Origin of the sequence: Pseudoalteromonas sp. GCY (assembly GCF_016695175.1) — a bacterium.
Lineage (GTDB): Bacteria > Pseudomonadota > Gammaproteobacteria > Enterobacterales > Alteromonadaceae > Pseudoalteromonas.
Genome location: NZ_CP068023.1, coordinates 1834781 through 1855463, shown reverse-complemented (window position 1 = coordinate 1855463; position 20683 = coordinate 1834781). Strand labels below are relative to the sequence as shown.

17 protein-coding genes are annotated in these 20683 nt (G+C 41.8%); 6 read left to right on the top strand and 11 right to left on the bottom strand.

Annotated features, from left to right (window positions below):
- Window positions 1–104: 104 nt before the first annotated feature.
- On the bottom strand, window positions 105–1082 hold the full coding sequence (locus JJQ94_RS13480) for an acetoacetate decarboxylase (protein ID WP_099029673.1): 978 nt from the start codon (window positions 1080–1082) through the stop codon (window positions 105–107).
- Window positions 1083–1151: 69 nt separating this feature from the next.
- Window positions 1152–1739 (bottom strand): hypothetical protein, encoded by a 588-nt coding sequence (locus JJQ94_RS13475; RefSeq protein ID WP_099029674.1) that lies wholly within the window; start codon window positions 1737–1739, stop codon window positions 1152–1154.
- A 283-nt stretch (window positions 1740–2022) separates the two neighbouring features.
- On the opposite strand from JJQ94_RS13475, the gene JJQ94_RS13470 reads away from it, so the two are divergent.
- Window positions 2023–2853: a TIGR02285 family protein gene (locus JJQ94_RS13470; RefSeq protein ID WP_099029675.1), complete on the top strand. Its 831-nt coding sequence runs from the start codon at window positions 2023–2025 to the stop codon at window positions 2851–2853.
- Window positions 2854–2947: 94 nt separating this feature from the next.
- Here JJQ94_RS13470 and JJQ94_RS13465 read toward each other — a convergent pair whose 3' ends face one another.
- The 4 genes from JJQ94_RS13465 to JJQ94_RS13450 form a co-directional block, all read right to left on the bottom strand.
- Entirely contained in the window at window positions 2948–3520 is a 573-nt protein-coding gene (locus JJQ94_RS13465; protein ID WP_099029676.1) for a YceI family protein, read from the bottom strand.
- A gap of 3 nt (window positions 3521–3523) precedes the next feature.
- Window positions 3524–4099 (bottom strand): cytochrome b, encoded by a 576-nt coding sequence (locus JJQ94_RS13460; protein ID WP_099029677.1) that lies wholly within the window; start codon window positions 4097–4099, stop codon window positions 3524–3526.
- Between the two features lie 153 nt (window positions 4100–4252).
- Window positions 4253–5635, bottom strand: coding sequence for a cytochrome c oxidase accessory protein CcoG (gene ccoG, locus JJQ94_RS13455; protein ID WP_099029678.1), 1383 nt, complete (start codon window positions 5633–5635; stop codon window positions 4253–4255).
- A 141-nt stretch (window positions 5636–5776) separates the two neighbouring features.
- Window positions 5777–7204 carry a sigma-54 interaction domain-containing protein gene (locus JJQ94_RS13450; protein WP_099029679.1) on the bottom strand — a complete coding sequence of 476 codons (1428 nt, stop codon included), beginning with the start codon at window positions 7202–7204 and terminating at the stop codon, window positions 5777–5779.
- A gap of 154 nt (window positions 7205–7358) precedes the next feature.
- Between JJQ94_RS13450 and rsmF the strand changes: the two genes are divergently transcribed.
- Window positions 7359–8798: a 16S rRNA (cytosine(1407)-C(5))-methyltransferase RsmF gene (gene rsmF / locus JJQ94_RS13445; RefSeq protein WP_099029680.1), complete on the top strand. Its 1440-nt coding sequence runs from the start codon at window positions 7359–7361 to the stop codon at window positions 8796–8798.
- Window positions 8799–9056: 258 nt separating this feature from the next.
- Here the strand turns inward: rsmF and JJQ94_RS13440 are convergent, their stop codons facing one another.
- Entirely contained in the window at window positions 9057–9305 is a 249-nt protein-coding gene (locus JJQ94_RS13440) for a YkgJ family cysteine cluster protein (RefSeq protein ID WP_010371625.1), read from the bottom strand.
- 236 nt (window positions 9306–9541) lie between these two features.
- On the opposite strand from JJQ94_RS13440, the gene JJQ94_RS13435 reads away from it, so the two are divergent.
- On the top strand, window positions 9542–10717 hold the full coding sequence (locus tag JJQ94_RS13435) for an efflux RND transporter periplasmic adaptor subunit (RefSeq protein ID WP_099029681.1): 1176 nt from the start codon (window positions 9542–9544) through the stop codon (window positions 10715–10717).
- Window positions 10718–10722: 5 nt separating this feature from the next.
- Complete coding sequence (locus JJQ94_RS13430) at window positions 10723–13893, top strand: efflux RND transporter permease subunit (RefSeq protein ID WP_099029682.1); 3171 nt, start codon at window positions 10723–10725, stop codon at window positions 13891–13893.
- A 65-nt stretch (window positions 13894–13958) separates the two neighbouring features.
- Here the strand turns inward: JJQ94_RS13430 and JJQ94_RS13425 are convergent, their stop codons facing one another.
- Both JJQ94_RS13425 and JJQ94_RS13420 read right to left on the bottom strand, forming a co-directional pair.
- Window positions 13959–15173 (bottom strand): pyridoxal phosphate-dependent aminotransferase, encoded by a 1215-nt coding sequence (locus JJQ94_RS13425; protein ID WP_099029683.1) that lies wholly within the window; start codon window positions 15171–15173, stop codon window positions 13959–13961.
- Window positions 15174–15360: 187 nt separating this feature from the next.
- On the bottom strand, window positions 15361–15705 hold the full coding sequence (locus JJQ94_RS13420; protein ID WP_039495682.1) for an Hpt domain-containing protein: 345 nt from the start codon (window positions 15703–15705) through the stop codon (window positions 15361–15363).
- Between the two features lie 119 nt (window positions 15706–15824).
- Here JJQ94_RS13420 and JJQ94_RS13415 point away from each other — a divergent pair, with 119 nt between their 5' ends.
- Window positions 15825–16415 carry a tRNA-uridine aminocarboxypropyltransferase gene (locus JJQ94_RS13415; protein WP_099029684.1) on the top strand — a complete coding sequence of 197 codons (591 nt, stop codon included), beginning with the start codon at window positions 15825–15827 and terminating at the stop codon, window positions 16413–16415.
- A 9-nt stretch (window positions 16416–16424) separates the two neighbouring features.
- Complete coding sequence (locus JJQ94_RS13410) at window positions 16425–17213, top strand: CLCA_X family protein (RefSeq protein WP_099029685.1); 789 nt, start codon at window positions 16425–16427, stop codon at window positions 17211–17213.
- On the opposite strand, the gene JJQ94_RS13405 is transcribed toward JJQ94_RS13410, so the two are convergent.
- A complete protein-coding gene (locus JJQ94_RS13405; protein WP_099029686.1) occupies window positions 17173–19638 on the bottom strand; it encodes a bifunctional diguanylate cyclase/phosphodiesterase in 2466 nt (821 codons plus the stop codon). The genes JJQ94_RS13410 and JJQ94_RS13405 overlap by 41 nt on opposite strands.
- 458 nt (window positions 19639–20096) lie before the next feature.
- A complete protein-coding gene (dcd, locus tag JJQ94_RS13400; protein WP_010371648.1) occupies window positions 20097–20681 on the bottom strand; it encodes a dCTP deaminase in 585 nt (194 codons plus the stop codon).
- Window positions 20682–20683 lie beyond the last annotated feature (2 nt).

Genomic DNA, 20683 nt, shown 5'->3' with positions numbered 1-20683 from the left:
TTTTCAAACGTGTTGACGAGCAACACCTAAAGCCACATAGGAAGACAACTAAACATGCAAATATCGCTTTAGTAAAAAATCGTGTTTTTTATGCCACAAATACACTAACGATGGAGATTAGCCATACTCTGAGCACTGGAAACAATTTCTTCTACTCCTGCCTGATCGAAGTCCATTTTCACAAAGTAAGGTAGTTTGACCTCGCTTTTGCCTAATGGAATGCCAAATATTTTATCGAGTGGAAACGCATCCATTCGTTGTAGGTTCAGGCTTAAGTCATCTTTGATAAAACCGATTTTGTGGATTTTCTTCACCTCTGAAGGGGAATGTACCACTGCCGAATATACAGACTTCTCGGCATGACCATCTGGAAACTGCTTAAATAATATTTGATCCATTTGCGGGTGGGTAAAACCCGATAAGAACTGCTTAAGAAATTGGCTATCGACATTTAAATCAGACACCGAATCTTTGAAAAGCTCAGCAATTTCTTCACCCACTTCCAACACTTCTTTTAGCCATGACTCCCCGTCATCCTCAGGTTCAATGGATAACAATTCATGCCATGCCATTTTGACGTTGGGATCAAATTCCTTAAAGGTCTCCAGAGAGAGGGAAAAGTTCAGCGGGTCGCCAAAGTTATCAGGCATTTCGTAGCGACATAAATATTTGTTGTAGCCCCATATTTCTCGCCCATTTATCAGCGCGTTAATATTGTTGACAGAGATAAACGCAGGATACCAATACAGATGCTCTGCTTTTAACGTTTCGAGATTGACTTGCAGAATTGGTAACCAGATGATGACATCGGTTTCTTGCATATATCCATAGTTACTAAATGGCGGCACTTTTGATGTGATATTTTCAATATCAGTAAAGGTCAATAAGCACCAATCCGTTAAGGCCCTGAATACAAATTCACTACTAGAAACCGAATTAAGCGTTTTATCAACATAGGTTTGGATTGTTGATTTCTTTCCTTTGACAAAAAAGCCATACATTTGTGCATTTAGCATTCTACATGGAGGTTTGGCGATCGGATTACTATAAAAATGTTGATAATCAGGCAACTCGGGATACATCTTTCACTCCTTAAAGTATGATAAGTTAGTGTTTAGTGTAGTTCGCTCAAGCCGCTTTTGCGTATGTTGTTATGAAAACTCCGCCTCTCGTTGCACAACCTCGATATAGTTACGTGCCTCTCGCTGGCAAAAATACTGATAATGCGAGTATGCGTATTCATCATAATTACCCGAAAGCTTGTTCATAAAACCGTGTAAATATCGCGTGCGGATACAATCTAGCCCTTTTTTATCTTTTAACTGTTTTATAACAGGCTCAACGTCAAAATGAGATTCAACTTGAGCAAAGAAGATAGACACATCGCAACTAGGCTTAATATTTAGATGATTACGTATTTGGCTGGGATAAAATGCGATAAGCTGCTCAACAGAGTGAGATGCACCTTGTTCAGACAATGCAACCCACGAAGCAGCTCCGCCTGCACTAAACCCAATAATAAGTTTTGGTTTGTATTCAGAAATCGCTGCTGATACTTTGTCAGCATATAAACGATGACCACATTGCGCCAAAAACAGATCATAACAATCCGACTCAGAGACACTGTTTGGTTCTTCTATAAATGGTGAAAGCACCTGCACGTCACTTCCAAGCGATTTAGCAAAACGATCAATATGATCCGTATAACCGAAAATATCGGTAACGATTAATATAGCCATCGGTTTTCCTTATTAATAATTTATAGTTATTGGCTTGTATGACTTTCCTTGCCATGCGGCCTTATCTACTTATATTGGATTAACGCGCTGCAATCAAACTCTATATTCAATCGCTTGACTAAGCTTTAATTAGCACGCTTTTACCCAAAACTAAAACCTCTTTTAAAGCTAGCATACTGCCAACCTCTGTAAACATTAAATACAAATTAAATAAACATTAATTTAATCATCAATATCGCAAACAGTGCTAAGCTTATTGTAAGTTCAGCAAGAGTGACCCAATTTGATCAAAATCATCTTACTCCTCTTCATTGCCTTTCAATCCAGTTTTGTATTTGCAAAACAAATAACTTGGATTGCTATAGACTTCGCGCCTTATTATATCCTTTCTGACGATTTGGAGGGGCAAGGACGGGACGAGTTATTGATAAAACTCATCCAACAACAGATGCCCGACTACACCTTCAATTATAAAGTGTTCCCCGCATCGAGGGCGATACATGAGCTCTCTAATTTCAACAACCAATATTGTATGATCTCCCTCTATAAAACACCCGAGCGGCAAAGACATATCGCTTTTAGTGATGAGTATTCTACCATTGGATTGTCAACCTCTGCCGCACTAAGGAAAGATGTCGCACAGTCGCTTGGCATTACCAACAGCGCAATTGATTTGGAAACGCTCGTAACTGAGCACGGGCTAACCGTAGGTGTGGCGGCAAATCGGTCGTTTGGTCATGAAATTGATGCACTATTGGCGAGTTTACCTACCAAGCAAGTGCTCGTAAGACCAGGAAGAGATACGTTAGAGAGTTTGACTATCATGCTACTCAAAAAAAGAGTCGACGTGATACTCGGATACCCAAGCGAACACCACTACCACAAATTGCATGTTGATAAGCAAGATGAATTGACACAAGTCAGATTGAGTATCGCCTCGCAGATAACTGCTGGATATGCGGGCTGTAATAACAATGCGATTGGTAAGGAACAGATAGCTGTAATTAGCGAAGCGTTAAAGCAAGCCCACAAAAACGAGCAGTTTAGACTGGCCATGTCTCGTTGGTTACCAGAGCAATTTCAACCACAGCTAGCTAGTATTTTTAAAAACTAACTTTCTAAAACTGATATTGCGCTTGAAAAGTGGACTCCTCCTAGAATATAAGGCGCAGCACCACGTATGTAGTAACACGTGGTGCTAGTAGAGATTACTTACGAATACCTTCTAAGTGCAAACCGATGGTAACGTGCGTTGATGCCGGGCCTAGATCATAGTCGATGTCATAATCAGCAAGTTTTAACTGGGTTTCGCCTTCAAAGCCAACTCGGTATCCACCCCAGGGATCTTTACCTTCACCCACTTTTTGAACATCAAACTCGATATTCTTTGTTACCCCATTGAGTGTGAAGCTTCCTTTCACCTTCGCATTTGTATCATCGCTAAAAGTAATCGAGTCACTCTTAAAAGTCGCCTTAGGGTTTGCTTTAACGTTTAAGAAATCATTACCGCGTAAATGTTTATCACGCTCTGCATGATTCGAGTCGATAGAAGCGGTATCGATCACTACATTGATTTTTGATGCATTTGGATTTTTTGCATCATAGCTGAAGTCGCCTTCAAAGCTATTAAATCGACCATGCAACCAGCTGTATCCTAAATGTTTAATTTTAAAGTTTACAAAGGCATGTGCACCCTTAGTATCAATTACATAATCCGCAGCATTTACTCCAGCCGATAAGGTTATAGCCGCCATGCTTAATGCAATGATTGTTTTTTTCATGTTTTAATCCTCAACTTTTGTAGCATTTGGTACCTTGAGCATTCGAACTAAGGTACGATCTTTATTAATAAAGTGGTGTTTGAGCGCTCCCACAATGTGTAGCGCCACTAATCCAATGAGCCCCCAAGCAATGTATAAATGCACAGTGCCTGCAATATCGCTTTGTTCTTCAAACAGCTCCCCAATACCAGGAACAGAAAACCAGTTAAATACCTCTATTGCTCTGCCATCCGAGGTAGAGATTAAGTAACCTGTGACAAACAGCCCAAACAAGCCAAGATACAAAACGACGTGAACGACATGCGCCATTATGTTTTGCAATTTATCCATGGGAGTAGCTTCGCTTTCGGGCCTCACTTTAGGGTTAGTGAACTTCCAAATCAGCCGAAGTACTATCAAAGCTGCCAGCAGTATCCCGATGCTTTTGTGAATGTGTAAGCCGTCACGGTAGAAAGGATCGTAATAACTGAGTTCGACCATGTACAATCCAAGGCCAAACATGCCAAATACCACAAGCGCACTGAGCCAGTGAAAGATGATGGCTAACAAACCATAGTTTTGTGATGTATTTTTAAACATAATATTCAGCTAATAAAACTCATTCTCAATAAGAGTAAGCTTATACGCTAAAAGTTCAGAGAGAAAGCCATAAATTTAGCGTCAGATTGTGCATATATGCACACAAAAAAGGCGCTTCATAATACAAGCGCCTTGAGTCGGGGGGAGTGTAAACTAATTTTTATAGAAGTAGCTGTGCTTCGTGATGCTAATCTTGGCATCTTGCTGCGATTCTATCGTGAATTGGATTGGAGTCCGTTTACCTTTTAGCTCATAGCCATCAGCGGTCACCGTAACAGGGATTAATGCCATGTCGCCGCCAGCGATATGCGTTGTGATTGGGGCTGTTAATTTCGCATCTGGTAGCCCCTTTAAGCTCACGGTGTAAGTTAAATCGTGCTGTGTTTTGTTTATTACACTTAAGGTGTATGGGTTCTCGACTAACCCCTCATAATTAACGCGATAAAGCGCATTACGGTCGCGAATAACAGAGGCTTCTATTGGCGTACGATTGAATGCCCAAATCACCATAGTAACTACTATCAATACGGTAATTGCACCATAGCCTACTATTTTTAACCTAAATGGATTGGACTTTTTACCTGCTTGTTGATGCTCACTTTGATACTTAATCAAATCTGGCTGATAGCCGAATTTATTCATCGTTTCGTTACACGCATCGATACATAAACCACAGTTAATGCATTCGTATTGCAGGCCATTACGAATATCAATACCAGCAGGGCAAACTTCAACACATAAATTACAGTCTACACAGTCGCCGAGCCCTAGCTGTTTTGGATCTTCTTTGCGTTTGCGACGACCTCTATTTTCACCACGCTCACTATCATAGGTGACGACCAATGTATCTTTGTCAAACATGACCGATTGGAAACGAGAATATGGACATGCCACGGTACACATTTTTTCTCGTAGAAAGCCCGCGTTTCCATAGGTGCAAAATGCGAATAAAAATACCCAGAAGGAAGTAAGGCCAGTCCACTCAAGCGTAAACATGTCGAGATACAGTTCTTTTGCAGGTATAAAATAAGCCATAAATGAAGTGGCCGTTAACACCGAAATTATCAACCAAATAGCATGTTTGGCTGTTTTCTTAGCGACTTTTTTGCTATCCCAGTTTGATTTGTCTAACTTTATTCTTTGGTTGCGAGTCCCCTCCACTCGGTGCTCAACCCAAGTGAACATCAGCATCCAAATCGTTTGTGGACACGTATAACCACACCAAACGCGACCCAACCAAGTCGTGACAAAGAATAGAGCAAAGGCACCCACCATAAAAATCCAGGCTAAAATCATAAAGTCTTGAGGGAGAAAGGTAGCACCAAATATCCTAAATTGCTGTTTACCAAAATCAAGCAAGATGGCCTGCTGCTCGTTGTACGGGATCCAAGGAATGAGAACGAAAGTTAACATTAAAAACCAGCCAAGGTTTCTTCTTATTTTTTGGAAAAAACCTTTTTGCTCTCTGACGTAAATAGGCCCTTCTTGTTTATAGGGCTTAATGATCATGTCTTCTTCTTTGATATCAAACTTCATATTATTTGCTACATTGATAATACACAAATTTGATATTGCAACTTTCAGACCAATCTGAAACTTTATAATAGCTTGTTTTATATAATCTTTATTTTCAACAAAACAAGTGACTCGCGAAATATCACGATTACTCGCGAAATATCACGAAAGCTTGGCAATTTTTAGCTTTTTCATTTTCGACCTCAGCGTACTTTCGGGTAATCCTAACTTATCAGCCGCCCCATTGCTGCCAGCGATCTTCCAGTTACTTATTTCTAGCACTCTTAATATGTGCTCAGCTTCCGCTTGCGCTAAAGTCAGCTCACCGTCTTCAGGTTTATGCTGCTCAGTAGCGTTAAGTGCTTGAGATAAATCAAGTAAACGACCTTTAGATAATATCGCTTCGCGCTCCAACACGTTTTGGAGCTCTCGAATATTGCCTGGCCAATCATAACGCTGTAACGCATGGATAGCCTTTTTAGAGATCCCGCGTAGTTGCTTACCCAGCTTTTTGTTGAGCTGCACGATGAGGTTGTTGGCCAATACTGGTATATCCTCTATACGCTCTCGTAGTGCAGGCACTCGAATAGGAAAAACGTTTAAACGGTAATATAAATCCATTCTAAACACTCCCTCTTCGACCATTTTCCATAAATCTCTGTTGGTTGCCGCGACTATCCGTATATCTACTTGAATCGACTTACTTCCCCCTACACGTTCAAACTCTCGCTCTTGTAATACACGTAATAACTTGCTTTGCGCCTCTAGCGGTAACTCACCAATTTCATCTAAAAATATGGTCCCTTTATCCGCCAGTTCAAAACGTCCTTTACGTCTTTCATTCGCTCCTGTAAATGCACCTTTTTCATGTCCAAACAATTCAGATTCAATCAAGGTTGGTGAAAAAGCAGCGCAATTTACTTTAACGAAAGGTTGCGATGAGCGCTCACTAAGGCGATGCAGATTTCTGGCAACAAGCTCTTTACCCGTGCCGTTTTCCCCTAAAACCAATACCGTACTGTCGGTCTGACTAACCAGTTCTAGCTGCGCCAACATGGCCTGAAATATTGCGCTACTACCCACCAAACCTGAGTCTTGCCAATTTTCATTTAATGTTTCTAGCAGGTAGGCATTTTCATCTTTAAGTTGCTCAGTAAGTACTTGAACTTTGTTCAACGCCTCTCTTAGTGCATTTTCAGTTTTGTGCTGTTGCGACACATCGCGAAATATCGCGACTGCACCGATAATTTGCTGATCTTTAAAGATTGGTGTTGAGGTATATTCTACAGGAAAACAACTCCCATCCTTACGCCAGAACACCTCATTGGTTACCTGTCGTGTTTTACCATCAAACATCGTTTTGTAGATGTTACATTCATCAGCAGGATAATCACTCCCATCTGCATGACTGTGATGATGGTACTGATGTATTTTTTTCCCCAAAAGCTCATCACTTTGCCACCCGGTCATACGCTCTGCCGCCGGGTTTACAAAAACAGCGTTACCAGAAAGGTCAAAACCATAGATCCCCTCTCCAACCGCATTCAATAATAATTTAGGGTCCGCCAAAAAGTGTTTGATAATAGACATAGCAATCCTCGCGATATTTCGCGAACATTATATAACCATAGCCTTTCACTGTCAGCCATGAGTTATGCTTAATAATCATCATTGCCACAACAAACATGCATTTTTCACTCATGAAAGTGTAAAATAAGATAAAGCTTTCAAATTGAGTAACTGCGTGGACAAATCAACTTATATTCCCAGCGCGTTTCTAAACGACATAAAAACCTACTTACCAGACCACCTTAACATCGAAGACTTTATAGATAAGTGCCAGTCTCCTTTACGCCGAGCAGTCCGAGTCAATACCCTAAAAATGTCTATCACGGAATTCTTAACCTACTGCGAAAAAAGCGATTGGCAGGCAGAACAAATCCCTTGGTGTGAAGAAGGTTTTTGGATATCAAGAAGTGAACAAGAAGAAGCTAATCTTGCTATCGGCAACACAGATATCCATTTAAGTGGCTGCATCTACGTCCAAGAAGCAAGTTCCATGTTGCCGCCAACGGCATTAAAATCAACCATCAATAGTGACGATATTAATTTGGATATGGCGTCAGCACCAGGTTCGAAAACTTCGCAACTCGCAGCTTATATGGATGGACACGGCGTACTAATCGCTAATGAGCTATCGTCATCTCGACTCAAAGCGCTTGCAGCAAATATGAAACGTATGGGTATACGAAATGTTGCGTTGTCTCATTTTGACGGCTGTATCTTTGGCGATTATATGCATGAATGTTTTGATAACATCTTGCTTGATGCACCATGCTCTGGAGAAGGCACTGTTAGAAAGGACGCAAATGCTCTTAAAAACTGGTCAATTGAATCTAATGTTGAAATAGCAAAAGTGCAGAAGCAACTGATAGACAGCGCATTTCAAGCATTAAAGCCAGGTGGTACCTTAGTGTATTCAACTTGCACATTAACACCGTTGGAAAATCAGCAAGTATGCCAACACCTCATTGATAATTACCCTCAAGCAGTAGCAGTCGAAAACCTATCGACTTTATTCGAGGGTGCTGAAAAAGCAACAACGTCCGAAGGATACTTACATGTGTGGCCTCAGCTATATGATAGCGAGGGGTTTTTCATTGCTCGATTTAAGAAGTTACACTCTGTTGCCGTTAAAAATCCAAAGCAGAAAAAAGGCGCTTTCCCTTTTGAAGAACTAGACAAGAAAACCACTCAACTCTTGTTATCCGTACTAAAAAAACAGTTTGGTATTGCCCAACTTGACGGTAAGTTGATGCAGCGCGATAAAGAGGTGTGGCTATTTCCTGACAACTTTGAAGCAATCCAAGATAAGATCAAATATTCTCGCATAGGGATTTTAATCGGTACTACCCATAAAAATGGGGTAAGACTAGAGCATGAGTTTGCAACTACTTTCGGTCACTTAGCATCTAAAAACACTTTAGGGCTAACAAAAGAGCAGGCTAAAGATTACTTTAATGGCAAGGATATACGCCTAGATGAAGTTACCAAACTAACGGGAGAAGTGATCCTCACGCTATGTGGCAGTGCCATCGGATTAGGAAAATGGCAAAAAAATAAAGTTAAAAACAGTTTACCTCGGGATTTAGTTAAAGACGACCTGTTGATAACTTGGGTATAACCTGAATATACCCTTTTGATATTTTTAAGACCAATTATGAATATAAATAACAACTCTTTGTTTTATATAAACTTAATAAATCATTCATTTATTTGTAAAAAGAATGAAAGGTTAACTAAACTTAACAGTACTTTCTACTTCTCCCTACAGTCTTAGAAGGTGTTTTTAGTTAGCGCACGGCTCAATCTTGAGCCTTTCCCTAGGCCCAGAACTTAGCAGGTAAGTTTCTGGGCGTTTTTTTAGTTAACCTGAGGTTAGTTAGGTTAACATTTCGAGTTCAGTGATGATCTGCATCGCCGCTTCATTGCTGTCACCGCACACATCTTCCATGGCCTTAAATTGCAAACACACCTGTGGGCGCTCTGGCTGGTTAAACAGTTTACACAGATTATTTTCATCTAGTTGAATACACCGCTCCCCCGCAGGTTTACCATTTGGCATACCTGGAATGGGTGTTGAAATACTTGGTGCTATACAACAAGCGCCACAGCCAAGCCTACAATCCATTCTGCTTCTCGCAATTTTGACAATAAGTGGTGCATTTTATCGAAAAATCGACTACACGTAAAAGCATCAATCGCTTTTAAGAATGTAACGATAAATTTAGGTACGCAAAGCTTTGTTACATATTCAGTCTGGATTTAAACACCTCGACATAACTATTCGCGTATTCTTAAGCTTATCGATGATCTAGAGCCGTTAATCTGGGTCATTAAAAATCATTCAACAGGAAGGATTTTAACGTGGCTAGTAAAAAACAAATAATTCTACCAATTGCCGTTCTTGCGGTGGGAATTGCAGCGGCTGTTGCCATGTCTGCAATGAAACAACCTCCAGAAGAGAAGAAAGAAGAAATAGTACATCCTCTCGTACAGGTTCAACCTATTCATACAGCTCCAGTGAGGCTCAACGTATCGTCATACGGTATCGTGATGCCAAAATACAGTACTGAGCTTGTTGCTCAGGTCAGCGGTCAAGTCATTTCATTGTCTGACAAGTTTGTCAAAGGTGGCTTTGTCAAAGAAGGTGACGTACTTGCTCGCATCGACCCGAATGACTATGAAGCGTCGCTGATTGAAGCCGAAGCGGCTTTAGCACAAGCCAGCTCAGCGCTAGAAATAGAACAAGCTCAGGTGCAAGTAGCAAAAGCAGAATGGCAAAGGATTAAAGCAAATGCTAACGAAAAAATACCTTCCGAACTCTATTTAAGAAAACCTCAGCTCGCTGAAAAGTTAGCAAGCTTTAAAGCTGCGCAAGCTGCGGTGAAAAGAGCGAACCGAAATTTAGAGCGTACTTACATCAAAGCGCCTTACGATGCGATTATAGAATCTCGCACCGTAAGCCTTGGTAGTGTAGTCAATCCCGGTAATGGCTTTGGTAAACTCAATGCGACATCTGTTGCAGAAGTACGCCTCCCTGTTGCCGATAATGAATTGAAATACTTACCGCAACAAGGTGTTGGCACCGATGTCGTGATCACAGCAGAAGTCGCTGGTCAACCGATGAGTTGGAAAGGCGAAATAGTCCGCAGTGAAGGCGTTATCGATAACAAAAGCCGCATGACCTACCTTGTTGCTCAAGTCGAGCAGCCTTATCACAACAACGTAAAACCACTACGTTTTGGCGCTTATATCAATGCTGATATTCAAGGTTTGTTAGTGCAAAATGCCACAATGCTTCCTCATCACTTAGTGAAAGAAGGTCGCGTTGCGACATTGGATGACGATAACAAGCTGAGCTACAAAAAGGTCAATATTATTAGAGAGTACAATGGCATGGTCGTCGTTGATAACGGCGTTGAGTCAGGCCAACAGATCATTACTTCAGCACTGGACTATCCTTCTGAAGGGATGCAACTTCGTACAGACGATACTCCTTCGCAAGGCGCTAACACACAACTGGCGCTCAAAGAGGAGTAAGGTTTATGCATAGTCAAAGTACAGAAAAAGGCTTAATTGCTTGGTTTGCTCGTAACCCAGTTGCAGCAAACTTATTGATGATATTTATTATTGTGGGCGGCTTGCTTACCGCGTTTTCGATCCGCAAGCAAATGTTTCCACAATACGATAGTAACTGGATAAGTGTTCAAGCTGTGTATCCGGGCGCGGCACCTCAAGAGGTCGAGGAAGGGATCACGATTAAGATCGAGGAATCCATGGAAGGTCTCGAAGGGATCAAACGCTTGATCACCTACTCTAATCGCGGTTACTCGCAAACTTGGATAGAAGTAGACGAGCAGTACAACACCAAAGAAGTACTCGACGAAGTCAAGATGCAGGTGGACTCCGTCTCAACTTTCCCATCTGGAATGGAACGCCCTATTGTACGTCACGACAAGGCAACCCAAGAAGTGATGTGGTTGTCGCTCAATGGCGACTTGAGTCCCCATGATCTTAAAGAGCTTGGTAATCGCATTCATGAAGAAATGCTGTCGTTACCTGGCGTTAACCTTGTACGCTTTGATGGTGGCCTGAACTATGAAATCTCTATTGAGATAAGCCCTGATAAAATGCGCGAATACGGCCTAAGTTTTAGAGCAATTTCGGATGCAGTAAAGAGCTTCTCTGCGAACATGTCTGCTGGCCAAATTCGCTCCGAAAATGGCTATATTTCAATGCGAGTTGAAAACCAAGCCTATCGCGGTGACGAGTTTAGAAAACTCCCCTTACTAACGCTACCAGACGGTGCACAGGTTAGCTTAGGCGACGTGGCCACTATTAACGATGGCTTTGAAGAAGGACTTCAATACTCAAAATACAATGGTAAGAACTCACTGGTTTATGAAGTTAGCGCGTCAAAAGACCAAGACATCACCAAAGTTGCAGATATCATTAAGAACTATCTTGAGGCAAAGAAAGGCTCATTGCCACAAGGTGTAGAACTTGAACCTTTTATTGACTTGACCTATTACCTCAATGGCCGCCTTAACATGATGCTAGAAAATATGGCGTTAGGTGGCGTATTAGTTATGCTAATGCTTGCTCTATTTTTACGTGTGCGTTTAGCATTTTGGGTAATGATGGGGTTGCCAGTTAGCTTCTTAGGCGCATTTTTAATGATGCCAATGGGCTATTTAGACGTAACGATTAACTTAGCCTCACTCTTTGCCTTTATTTTGGTGTTGGGGATTGTTGTTGATGACGCGATAGTCGTCGGTGAATCCGCCCATGCGGAAATAGAAAAACATGGTCATAGCCTCGATAATGTCGTTCGTGGGGTAAAACGTGTTGCTATCCCTGCCACTTTTGGTGTGCTTACTACTGTTGCTGCTTTCTTACCGCAAACATTAGCAACCGGACCAACGGCGGCATTTTCTAAAGCAATTGGTGGCGTGATAATTCTGTGTTTATTATTCTCTTTGGTTGAATCTAAGCTGGTTTTACCTGCGCATTTAGCAGCAATGAAAGACAAACCAAGCAACCCTAAAAATCCGTTCCACCGCCTCAGGGAAAAAATGGATAGCGGCCTTCAATCTTTCATTGAAAACACGTACCGCCCATTCATTGTACGCTGTATTCACTACCGTTATACCGTTATCGTTGGCTTTTTAACCATTTTAATTGTTAGCGCGGGGATGTTTGCTGGTGGCTTAGTGAAGTTTGTTGCTAACCCAAAAATCCCACATGATTTTCCACGTATCTCGATTGATATGAACTTATCTTCGTCAGAAAACGCGACGCTTGAGTCAATTCAAAAAGTTGAGCAAATGGTACTGAATGTCGACAAAGAAATTGAGGCTGAGTATGGCAAGAAAATGATCCGTGATTACATGGTGAATATGAATGGCCGCACAAGCGCAAATATTATGGTGATCTTGGTTGAACCAGATGCACGCCCAATCGATACCTTTGCACTCAGCGCCCGCTGGCGTGATGCAATGCCTGCACTGCCAGGTGTTAAATCGCTAAACATTCAAGATAGCATCATGAATGGTGGTCGTGATGACGGAGATATTAGCTTTAGATTAGAAGGTAAACACAAAGAAGAGCTCCGCGAAGTCGCACAGAAACTAAAAGACAAGCTAGCAACTATTGAAGGTGTTGGTGATATCAATGACTCTATGCAATCAGCAACTGATGAAGTGCAGCTTGAGCTTAAACCATTAGCGTATAGCCTTGGACTCACGTTGGCGGATGTTGCATCCCAAGTAAACTTCAGTTATTACGGCCTTGAAGCACAGCGTATTTTACGTGATGGTGAGGAGATCAAAGTAATGATCCGTTACCCTAAAGAACACCGTGATGCCATTAGTGACATTCAGGACGTGCGTATTTTAACGCCTCAAGGTGCAGAAGTGCCGTTGGTAGAAGTGGCTGATGTAAAATTGGTTGATGGTGTGAACCGAATTCGCCGCGAAAACGCCAAACGCACGATTAATGTTTGGGCATCAGTTGATACAGAAATCGCACAACCATTTGAGATAGCAAAACAGGTTCGTGACGAATATCTTCCTAGTCTATTAAAGAACTACCCTAGCGTTCAAAGTGCAGTGGCGGGTCGCGTACAAGAAGAAATGGACAGTGTTGCTGAGCAAATTCGTGACTTTGCCCTGTCATTAATGATTATCTTCGCACTACTGGCAATTCCTCTACGTTCTTATTCTCAGCCTGTCATCATCATGTCTGTGATCCCATTTGGTGTAGTCGGCGCGGTATTCGGTCATATGATATTGGGAATGACAATGAGTAGTTTGTCGTTCTTTGGTATTATTGCCGTGGCAGGGGTTGTGGTGAACGACTCTTTGGTTATGGTGGATTTTGTAAATAAAGCGCGCGAAGAAGGCATTGATTTAAAAGCCGCAGCCGTCGAGGCTGGATGTAAACGCTTTAGAGCAATCTTGCTCACTTCGTTGACCACCTTTATCGGACTTGTACCAATCATCATGGAAACGAGCCTACAAGCTAAAATTGTCATTCCAATGGCGGTATCGCTTGCGTTTGGTGTGTTGTTTGCCACGGTGATCACCCTCGTACTGATCCCTTGTCAATATGTGGCACTTGAAGATGTCAAACGCGTTGGCCGCAAATGGTTTAAAGGTAAAGGCTCGGCTGATAGCCAACAAACAACACCAGAGCTAAATTCTAATACTCACTAAGTAACACATTACTAGCCCACAAAAAAGCTCGGAAATTTCCGAGCTTTTTTATTTTTTACAAGGTATTACTGACTGTAATGCGCAAAAAAGCGCTTTACTCTATCCATTGCGGGCTGTAAATCATCTTTATGTGGTAAAAACACTAATCTAAAATGATCCGCACTAGGCCAATTAAAAGCGCGTCCGTGGACAAGTAGAATTTTTTCTTCTTTGAGCAAGTCCAGTACCATGCGCTCATCATTCTTAATATTAAACCGCTTCATGTCCACTTTTGGAAACGCATAAAGCGCGCCCTTTGGCTTTACACAGCTGATCCCTTCGATATCGTTTAAACCTTTAAACGCAATATCACGCTGCTCATACAAACGCCCACCCGGTTCAATGAGTTGGTCGATGGATTGTATGCCTCCAAGCGCTTGTTGAATAGCAAACTGTGCAGGAACATTGGCGCATAATCGCATAGACGCAAGCATCTCTAAGCCTGTGATCAAATCCCGCATCACTGAATGCTTACCACTGATCACCATCCAGCCCATGCGGATCCCGGCCGCACGATAGGTTTTCGCTAAACCATTAAAAGTAATAACCGGGATATCATCGCAAAGACTCGCAATTGAAAAATGCTCCGCATCGTCATATAAAATCTTTTCGTAGATCTCATCACTCAGTATTAATAGCTTGTGTTCTCTGGCAACGTCAATTAATGCCTCAAGCAATGCTTTGTCATATACAGCACCGGTCGGATTATTTGGATTGATCAACACCAAAGCCTTTGTACGACTCGTGATTTTACGCTTGATATCTTCGATATCTGGAAACCAGTCTTGCTCTTCATCACAAAGATAATGCACTGGATTACCGCCTGATAATTTAACAGCGGCAGTCCACAGCGGATAATCCGGTGCGGGGATCAACACTTCGTCACCATCATTGAGTAAGGCTTGTGCGGTCATTTGGATCAATTCACTGACGCCATTGCCAATGAAGATGTTATCGACACTAATATTAGGAAAACTTTTTTGCTGATAATATTGATACACGGCAACTCGGGCAGAATATAATCCTTTTGAGTCGCAATAGCCCTGTGCAGAATATAAATTTTTTATGATGTCTCGGTGCATATCTTCTGGCATATCAAAGCCAAATGCCGCCGGATTACCAATATTTAATTTGAGGACTTTCATGCCCTCGTCTTCCATTTTTCTTGCTTGATCCAATACTGGACCACGAATATCGTAACTCACACCATTGAGCTTATTACTTTTTGTTATTTGTAGCATCTATAACCCCCTCATTTTGCTCAAGCATATATCACAATGCCGTCTAAATTCTATGCTTGTGATAACTTTTTATGCTTCAAAAAAGCAACTTACAAAGTGAAGTGGTTGGAGTGGGATGAATAAGAGCAATATCAATAAAAAAGGCCGTATAAACGACCTTATTTCCGCTCTTTGGCTTGTGCTGGATTTAAGACTGTGCACTCACCCACTGCTGCAGTTTCGCTTTTGAACCCGCGACTTGTGCTGCAAGCTTCTCAATAGAGTCATCAACAATGTCCTGCTCCCCTTGCATGAGGGCATGCTCTATCGTCTTTGCTAAATCGCTCAAACTGGCAGCCCCAAACTGAGCAGCGTTAGATTTCAAACTGTGAGCATGACGAATAGCAGCTTCTTGATCCTGATTCAAATTCAGCATCAACTCCGATTCTAACCGCTCGAATTCAGAACAACAAAAATGAACCGTATCTTCGAATTGCTCCCCCAATAACATTTGCATGTTCTCTAGGGCACCTTCATCTATTACGATGCTCATAATTTTCCTTAAATTTAATATTCTATTGCTTATGCTAGCCAAATCTGGTTTCTTGTGCAAAGTAAATGCGAGCAAGATATGATAAAATGTGATTTATATTAAGAAACACCTCATCAATCATGAAACGTAATACCTGTCCAGTCTGTCAGTTTCCCACAAACACTTGCGTATGCTCCTATATTGGTAACGTGATACCAAATGCGACTCAAGTTATTATCATGCAGCACCCGAGTGAAGTAAAAGTCGCCAAAAATACGGCAAAGCTCCTCGCCTTGCAGTTAGATAGGTTTGCGCTGTATGTTGGAGAAAATACCGCTGACTTTGAAGAGTTGATTAACTTCTGCAACGTAAACCATGTTGCACTGCTTTACCCAAACAGTCACGCCAAGATCTTAACTAAAGAATATAACCATGGTCAAAAGCTTGATGCCATCATCTTATTGGACGGTACTTGGAAGAAAGCCACTAAGCTTTACAACCTCAATCCGTGGCTAAGCCAGTTGCCCAGTTTTAAGTTCGATTCGGTAAATGCGAGTAAATATACTATTCGTAAATCTAAACATGAATACAGTTTATCAACACTTGAAGCCGCGGCTCAATTTCTCGAGACTGCAGATCAATGCGAAACTTCAGATCTCTACAAACTTCAAGCAGGCATGGTGAAAGAACAGATGAAGCTAATGCCTGACAATGTTAAGGCTCGGTATTAAAGGAAGAAAATGCCAAGTTCGAGACTACAGCGCGGATACGCTCGCCGAGGACCCGATTATCGATTCGGCGATCAAGTTGATTTCAGTGAAATCAAACAGACCTTTGGTTTTAAAACCATGACCATTGGTCATTGGGTTACGCCAGAAGAAACCCGTTTATCCGCCAATTTCATTTATGATGCCCTCGCAGATCTAGCCCAAATACTACAAGTACCGCCACAGGTCATTGGCCTTAGAGGGACGCTTAATTTTGCTTTTGGTACAGGCGGTCAACAAGGTGTTCAAGCGCATTACGCAGCAAATATTAGAACACTCGCCTTGGCAAAAAATGCCGGTGGTGGCGCACTTGCCCACGAATGGTGGCATGCATTTGATCACTATATCTGCCCGCATTTAATAACACAGCCAAAAAAGCCTTTTGCATCATCAGCTTGGTTACTTTCTACCGAAACCGTATTACACCCACTGAACAATGCTTTAGCAACATTTTTTGCGCATACCTTTTTAGATGAACAACATCAAAAGCCAAATCGGTATTTTCATACAGCCAAGGTTGCTGATAGCGCAAACAAACAGATTTATTACGCACTGCCTGAGGAGCTAACAGCTCGGATGTTCGAGGCCATTATCGCCTACCATAGCGATATCTCAAATTCATTTTTGGCCGCGGGAATTAAAGGTTCAGAGCAAGAAAAACTGGGGGTTTACCCAACATGTGAACATAGAGAACGATGCGCTGAGCCCATTTTTCACTACTTCAGCGAACTAGGAAAGATTTTATATCGCCGGCATAGGTGACTTTACTTAGCCAGCTCATAAATTCCGTGAACGGTAATGGACGTGAAATGAAATAGCCCTGTGCAAAGTCGCAGCCATAGGCCTGCAAACGAATGTAGCTATTTATATCCTCAACCCCTTCTGCCACCACCCTTGATCCTAAACTGTGTGCCATATCACACGTCGCTTTACATATCGTTTGGTTGCTCTTGGATGTCTCGATATCCATCACAAAGCTTTTATCAATTTTAAGTTCATCAAATCCAAGCTTACTCAAGTATGCAAGTGAAGAATATCCAGTGCCAAAATCGTCTATCGCCACTTTTACGCCAATTGAACGATAATCATCTAACACCCCTTTAAGCTCTGCTTCTTTTCCTATCGTTACAGATTCCGTGATCTCTATCATTATTTGAGAAGGTGCGAGTGATAATTCATTGATAAGCGTAATAAGCTGTACCGACAACTCTCTTCTACTCAAATCACGACCAGATACGTTGATTGAAATAACGTGCTCAGGTAATAACTTGGTTATCTCGGCTTGGTAATGAAGTGCATGCTCAATCACCCATTCTGTGATCTCGTAAATTTGCCCTGAAGACTCCGCAATCGGAATAAATTCATCAGGTGGTATGTAACCAAGTTCAGGGTGAAGCCAGCGCAGTAGCACTTCCGAGCCAAATACCCTTCCAGTCCTGAGATCTACCTGCGGCTGAAAGAATAAACTGAACTGTTCATGTTCTATCGCATTTTTAAGAAACGAGGTGAGCTTTAATTGTCGCTCAGTCGAAATAGAGCTTTCAACGTCAAATAGATGCCAACGCTGACCATTGTGTGACTTAGTATTAAGAGCCTGCAGAGCACGCTGGATAAGCTTCTCAGTGGATTTTGCATGCATTGGATAATTTGCTACACCAACCTCTAGACTATCGACAATCTGCGTGTCTTTATACCCAACCCCTTCTTCGAATACAGCTGATAAAATACATACATATTGCTCAACTTGACTGACCTCAATTTTACCATCAAGCACGATGGCAAACACTTGGTCTTCTAGGCGGTAAATAGGCGTGTTTCCTTTATTTGCAACGGCAGCGCTACCGTAAGTATTGATCTGCTCAGAGACCTCTTTGAATAACTTATTGATGTGCTGATTTGCAAAGGTTAAGCCAAAGCTCAGTCTTATTGATGGCAGGATCAGTGGTTTAAAAAGCAACAATGTATGTGCTTTATTTTGCTCTTCAAGCTTAGCGAGCGAACCAAACAGGGCGAATTTATTGGGCAGTGCAGTCTCTTTATCAAACTCAGCGTAATGAATATACATACGCCGCTTTTCCGCATCATGCCAGACTACAAACAGTAGTAAGAGCATTAAATGTAGGCTGATCAAGACATGATTTACGATTGATATTTGCTCACTTGGCTGTATTAATTGGCTTCCAGCAAAGCCAATTAATACCGCCACCATGGGAGACCAAATTGCGCAGCAAAAATAAACTTCTTTACGACTGTCTTTATCTTGGCTTACCAAAATCATCGTACTTAATACAATTGCACCAATAACCATTATGGACTGAAGTGCAAACGGTAAATCCACTTTCGCAAACGCCACAACGACACCGCTGAGTAAATAGATATAAGCAGTCGTCTTGATGGTTAGCTTTAGCTTTCTATCAAGCCTATTTTTAGTAAGGAAATGATGAAAAAACAAAAGGCTGAAGCCAAGTGCAAAACACACAAAGCTGCCACTGTAATGTAAAAAATGAATACTATTTTGGTAGCTGAAAAAGATATCAGCGAGTCCTTTATGGGTGACGTAAAGGCAGGCTAATGACAGCAAATAGCCACCAACCGAAAGCAGGCTTGCGCGTTTCGAAAGAATACCGGTACTGAGCATGAAAATACTCAATAAAAACATTACCCCTAGAAACAACCCAGTTAAAAATAGATGAGCATTGGTATCTTCTATATAAACTTCATAAGGTTCGATACTCACTCTAGACAAGGAAACATAGGGTGATTGAACTTTAACAATGATCGGCTCAATATGGCTATTTGCATCAATCACCAAATGGGGTGAAAAATGGGATAACGATGTATGATTATTACTTGCGGGGATTTGAATTAATTTTCCAATAGGATCCGTGGTAAAAAACTCAACACTACCCATGGATGGACGTGCGACTGTTAGCACTTGGTCTGACAGATCATCACGAACGAGGTTGGTGATTCTAAGCCAAACCGCAACGCCCTTTGGAATAATTACCGTTTCTTGCGATACACTAAACTGGGCCTCGGAAAAGTCACCATAGCCTACTGAAATTAAAGGTCTTGCTTCTATTGTTTCTGCGGCCAGCTGCGTTTCAGCAGTAGCCGGCATCGCAAAGATGCAACACACAATTATCGTAAACATCAGTGTGGCATACCTAGCAGCGCTAAGCCACATACCCATTCTCCTTGAGTCACTTTGGCGGTGATTTATCAGCCTATTCGTTATGCAAAAAACCAAGCGTTAACGTTCAAGAAAAACACCAATCCGAAAACATTGGTTATGAGATTCTCTTTGCAAATCAGGAGGCAACGTCATTCGCGCACTAATACCTATTTCACTTTGTCTACTGCAGTCATTTACATGACGCTTTCGCCGACAACATAAAAAACGCATTACAATAAGTATGGTTTGGATCAAAGCAAATGCAAAAATATTATTGAATTTAAATCGTTATGGCTATTTGATAGGAGTCAAAAATGTAAAGATGGCATGCCGTTTAGGTAAGCAGAGGGGCTAATCTGAACTTGGAATAACAACTTGTTCTCTAGCCGTTGTTATTCCCACCGTAAGCGTCAGATTTGTTTGTAATAGGCCAACTATTTACACACAAACCCTCTCGCCTACCTATTCAATTAACTGTCGTCACTAATACGCGAAGCAACCGCACTATTTTGATCCTTATATTTGGCGTCCTTACGCTCGTTATAAGGGAATTGCGCAGCACTTGTCATCGTTTCAAAGCTCATCGCACCTATTTTCATGTTTGGCCTAAGTGCCAAAGGCAACTTACCTGAGTTATAGAACTCCAATACGATGTTTCCAGACCAACCGGGGTCAATACGATGCGCAGTAACGTGAACCATTAAACCTAGCCTTGCCAGCGACGAGCGGCCATCTAACCAACCAACAAGGTCGGCAGGTAGCGTTACCTTTTCATACGTCATTGCCAGAGCCAGCTCACCAGGGTGCAAGAAAAACGCTTGGCCATCTTCTAACACAATTTCGTCACTCATGATAGATTCCATCGCGGCATTGATCTGATCTTTAGGACCACTGAGATCAACGTAAGGCGCGGCATGGTCCTGAAACACTCTAAACTTGTTACCCAGTCTTAAATCCACGGTAACGCCTGATATCATATCTGGCTTAGGTGTAGGTTCGATGATTATGCGTTGTTGTTCAATCGCTTCTCGAATATGGGTATCCGATAATCTCATTC